At 64.7% G+C, this 5,442-nt stretch carries 1 protein-coding gene; it reads right to left on the minus strand.

Annotated elements, in window-relative coordinates:
* Positions 1 to 324: 324 nt before the first annotated feature.
* Positions 325 to 5,442 (minus strand): Ig-like domain-containing protein (locus V9L18_RS21875; protein WP_337349247.1); only part of this gene is annotated, 5,118 nt, incomplete at its 5' end.

Consider the following 5,442-nt stretch of genomic DNA (forward strand, 5'->3'; position numbering starts at 1 on the left):
AACTCCACCTCAGTGGTCTTAAACCCCGGATACAACACCGCACCCGTGACCAACACCACTACCGCAGCACTAAAGGCTGTGCCGGTGATCAGCCGCTTGTTGCGTTTCGTGAGTTTGTTGTGGCGCCTTTTCAGCCCAAGCTTCCCCAGCAGAGTTGTCACAGCGTTACTTTTCCCTCAATTTTGTGGCGGCCCCCAGGCCATCCTGTCCAAAGACCCGGTATCGGGCTCTCTGTTCCCCGCGTCAGCCTACCCAAGCTTCGGAGCAGCCGCGATGGGGAGCCCTCCCCAACCGATTCGCTGCCGCATCCGCTCCCAACATCCCTCAGCATCGCGGGATCCCGTGGGAGTAAGGTTGACCGAGCTGTGAGTGTCCCGCGACCATGTAATAACCGACGTTTCGGTTGGAGCCGGGTTCAATCCGGTAGAACGGCTGATCCGGGGTGTTGGTCCAGTGGTCATTCATCATGACGTAGCAGTGGACCACGATCCGCTCGCCGCTGTTGACGTAAAACCACGGCGGGGTATCGCCCTTGTTGACACCTTGGCAGTCGAAGTACGGACTTGGCCGGTAGCTGGCCTTGCCATACTCGAACGTGCAGGTGCGCACCAGGTCCGTGCCCTTGACGACGGTGGTGATCCATTCGCCTTGCGCACCCGAGGACGCGGACGCGGACACCACACCGCTTTCAGTGCCCAGCGAGTTGATGGTTTTCACGTCGATGCGATGCGACTCACTGAATCCTCCCGTGTTGATGACCCTGCTGCCGGACGGGGCCACGTTCTCCCAGCCGCCGCCGTCGATGCTGATCCGGGTACTGACTACGTCATTGGTGGTGGTGGACGGTGAGGACCAGTTCAGGGTCAGCGATTTCTGGTTCATGGCACCGTTCTGCCCGGATGCCGACGGCGTCCCGGGTGACCCAAAGGGGGTGGTCGAGGCCCCGGTGCTGCCATTGGAGCTCGGCGCAACCGTGGAGTGCGCGATCACCGTGATCGTGGTCTGGGTGCCGTTGGCAAAGCCGCCCACCGTTTGGCCGCGGGCGATCGGGCCGCTTTGGCCGGTGCTGGCGTTGTAGCTGTAGCTGACCTCATCCGCGGACGAGCCGTTGCGTTCCGCGGCGGTCAGTTCCTTGAAGTTGATGGTCACTTTCCGCCCGGCTCCTCCGGTGTCCGCGGCGGCGACCGTAACGCCTGAGACCTGGCCGAGTTTGCCGGTGGCGCGCCGGGGTGCCGATGGCGGACTGACGGCACCCTTTCCTGCCTTGTTTTCGGCCTGGACAGTGAACGTGTACTCAGCTTCGGAGTTGTTTGCCGTGAAATTGGCCGTCCGTACCGTACCCGCGATGGTCTGGGTCTGCGGCGCTCCGCCGCCTCCGCTCATCGTGACGTAGTAATTCCTGATCGCGTCCCCGTTGGTATCGGGTTCCGTCCAGTTCACCCGGAGCTGGTTGGTGGTTCCTACCGCAGAAGCCACGGCTGACGTCGGTGCGGCTGGTGCGGCTGGGACTCCGGCCGGGTTGTCTTCGGAGGAGTAGATGCCCCAGTCGGACGGACCGAGCTCGTTGACGGCCTGCGCGCGCACTTTGTAGCGGACTCCGTTGGTCAGGCCGGGCCAGGTGTACGTCAGGCCGGTCACACCGTTCTTGACGGCGATCCCGCTGGCCGGCGACGGGGAGATCTCGAGGTTGTAGCTCTTGACGGCGGAACCCTCGGTCTTGGCCGGTGCCCAGTTGATGACCATGTTCCTGTCGCCCGCCTTGACGGTGGGCGCCTCGGGCGGCGACGGCTTTTCGTCGGGCCGGATTTCGTTCGACTGCGCGGACGCCGGGGAGTCCCCCACCTCGTTGGTTGCAGTCACGCTGAAGACGTACTTCACGTCGTTGGTCAGTCCGCTGAGTGTGCACGTTGTGGTGGCGCACTGTTGTTCGAACCCGTTGTTGGAGCGGACCTTATAGCCGGTGATCGTGGCGCCGTTATCCGACGGCGGGGCCCACTTGAGCACTGCGGTCCGGCTCCGTACGTCGGTTGCTGTGGGGGCCGAGGGGGCATCCGGTTTGTCCCGGACTGTGATGCGGACCCGGCCGTTCACCTGGCGGGACGGATCCTCGGTTTTGTCCGAGACCGTGTACCGCAGCACCATGACGCCCTTGGATCCTTCAGCCGGCGTCACCGTGACAGAATCCCCGTTGATGACGGGTTGGCCGGCAGCGGATCCGGTTTCGACACCGACTGAGACAACCTTGAGCGGCGTGTCGCTAAACGGATTGAAGTCGTTGGCGAGGACGTTAATAGTCTCGGCCCGGCCCGCGTTGGCTTGGTCGACGACGTCCTCGTTGGCGGTGGCAAGCGGCCGGTTTGATGCCACGACGGTGGCCGTCACTGACGCCTTGACAGCTCCGGAGCGTCCGTCGGTGACTTTCAGCGGGATGGTCCCCTTGCGGCCCGCGGCCATCCCGGCCTCGGAGCGGACGTTGAGCGTCTGCCCATCAATCGTGGCTGTGAACCCTTCGGGCGTGGTCCCGTCCAACTCGAATGCGAGCTTTTCCTGGTCCCCGGCGTCCACATCCCTGGCCAAATTGCCCAAGTCCAAGCTGGCTGTTTCGGCCTTCGGCACTTCGAGGTCGCTTCCGCTGAAGGTGGGCTCGTGGTTGGCGTTCGGGTCCGGAATGACCTTGGTGATGATGGTCAGCGTGGATTTCAGGCCCTGCGGATCTTCCGGACCGGAGCCGTCCGTCACTTCGAAGGTGAGGGAACCGGGACCGACGTAGTCCTTGAGTGCCGCGTAGCGCAGTGTCCTGGCATTACCACCGATGACATTCTGGGTGTCGGCGCCCTGGACCCGGACCTTGTCCGCCTGGGTGATCTGTGGAGCGCGGCCGTCCCGAACCCGGACGTACTCGCTCAGGTCAAGCGTGACTTCCTTGCCGGCCATCACTTCCACGACGTCGGCGCGGGCCAGGGTAGGGTGCTCTTCACCCTGCCCGGGCACCCAGACGACAGCGGTAGCATTCTGGCCATCGACGTCGGTGACGGTGTACGGGACCAGCTGGTCCACCGGTGCCAGGCTGACCACCACGTTGCCGTCGCCGCCGACCCGGGCGTTCGGGTTTCCGTCCGGCAGCGTGATCCTGAGTTCGGAGGCCACGCCGTCGGGGTCGGAGTCGTTTTTCAGGACAGGAACGTCGACGGCGGATTTCCCCAGCGTCTCGGCGGGTGTAACGACGTCGTCCTTGGCAATTGGGGCTTTGAGGGTGGCGTCGGGGCTCACCCTGACCCTGATGACGGCACTGCCCTGGGCCTTCTTGTCGTCCTGGATCTTGTAGCCTACGCTCTCGTTGCCGGCGGCGCCCGGCGCGGTCAGCAGTACCCTGCCGCCGGCGGCCGTTTCGACGCGGAGCTCGGGCCGGGCCTCGAAGGCGTCGGAGACCAACCCGAGCGGGTCACCGTCCGGGTCTGAGTCGTTACTAAGGGCGTCCACGGCGATCTTGCGTCCGGGCCGCACTTCCACGGAGTCATCCATGGCGATGGGTTTCTGGTTGTTGGGCTCAGGCGGAGCAACCCCTACAATCACTGTGCCGGTGTTCTCGGCGCCAATCCGGTCCCGGACGCGGTAGGTGAACGTGTCGGTCCCGGCGGCTGTTCCGATCGCTGTGAACTCAAGGTAGCCGTCCTTGACTACAGCCGTTCCCATCGCGGGGGCCTTATCCACCCCGATCAGTTGCACGGAGTCGCCATCGGCGTCGATGCCGTCCAGGGGCACGGGGATTCGCACCACCATCCCTGACACCACGCGCGCCGTGAGGTTTTTGGGTTCGGGGCGGGTGTTGCGTTCGTCATCGCGGGCGCGGACGCGGATAGTGACCTGTTGGGAGTCCGACTGTCCGGATTCGTTGGTGACCTTGTAGATCGCGTAGACGGTCTTGGGCACGTCTCCGGCGATAAAGCGCAATGCGTTGCCCGCGCGGAAGATGCGGCCGTCGGCGTCGTCCGGCTTTTGGGCCAGCTCCGGCTCAAGCGTGAGCTTCCCGCCGTTGGGGTCGGTGTCGTTCTCAAGGACGGGAATGGTGACGACGTCGCCGACCCGGACTGACACTTCGTCCGGTTTGGCCTGGGGGGCCTGGAGCTTGGCCGGCGCGGGCACTACCAGGACCGCGATGTCCCCGCTGGCGGAGGACTTGCCGTTGGAGATCGTGTATTTGACGTTGAGCTGGCCCTGCGCCCGTATATCAGTGATCCTGACGACGGAATGATCCACCACCGAGACGCTGACCGGCAGGCCGTCGGCCGCCGTGACGGACTGGACCACAAGCACGCCGCCGGAGGGGTCCGAGTCGTTGCCAAGGACATCCACCAGAACAGTGCCGCCGCTGGGCAACAGGGCCGTGTCCCGCACGGCGACGGGGGCGCCATCGCCGTCGCCGGAAACCACGTCCACGCGAACCAGCTGCTGGGCACTGGCCGGACCGTTGGTCACGAGGTAGGACACGTAGTGTGCGCCCTGGGCCGTGGAGTTGAAGGTGAAGGTCTGCTGGTCCGCGCCCATGGTGGCTGTGGAGTTGCCGTCCGGCGTGATCTGCGCGAGACGAAGCGCACCGCCCTGCGGATCGGAGTCGTTCTTCAGCGGTGCGATGACGGTGTCCACACCGGCGACGGCGACGACGTGGTCTGCGTTGGCGATGGGCGGCAGTGCACCCGGCGCGCGCACGTCCACTGTGACTTTGCCCTCGGCGGTCGACTGGCCGTCGGACACCGTGAGGGTGACCACTTTACGGCCCGGTTCCGTACCGGCGTCCTGGAAGGTGAGCAGTCCGTCGGGCCGGGCTTTGACCTGGTCGCGGGGGTCGCTTCCGGTGGCACTGACTACGTAGAGGTCGTCGCCATCGGGGTCGGTCCAGTCGGTGAGGATGTTCTGGCTGACGATTTTGCCGGCCTGCACCACGAGCGTGGTGTTCCGGTTGGGTTTTTGCCGCGGGGCTGAGTTCTCCCCCGGCGGGATGATATTGAGGGTGATGTCGGAAGAGGCGGTGAGGCCGCGGCCGTCATCGACGGTGTATTTGAAGGTCTCGGAGCCGGTCTTGTCTGCCGGGACAGTGACTTGGAAGCCGGTAGAGCCGTAGATTGGGGCGAGGAGCCCGGATTTGATCGGTTCCGGGGCACGGACCGTGAGGATATCGCCGTCGGGGTCGGTGTCATTGTCCAGCACCGGGAGGATCGCGGTCCTTCCCGCGCGTATCCCAAAAGTATCCGGCTTGGCGACCGGGGCGCTGTTGGGTTTGGTCCGGTCCGGCAATACCGTCCGCTGGACTTCGTCCGCGGAGTCCTTGTCGGCGTCGTCGGACGTCTGTTGTGGCGGAATGACGTCGTCCCAGTTGTTCACGAGCTGCATGTTCTGGTTCACCAGCCACACATTCCCGGAGTTCACATCGTTCAGGACCACCAG

Origin of the sequence: Pseudarthrobacter sp. CCNWLW217 (assembly GCF_037203985.1) — a bacterium.
In the GTDB taxonomy this organism is placed as follows: Bacteria; Actinomycetota; Actinomycetes; order Actinomycetales; family Micrococcaceae; genus Arthrobacter.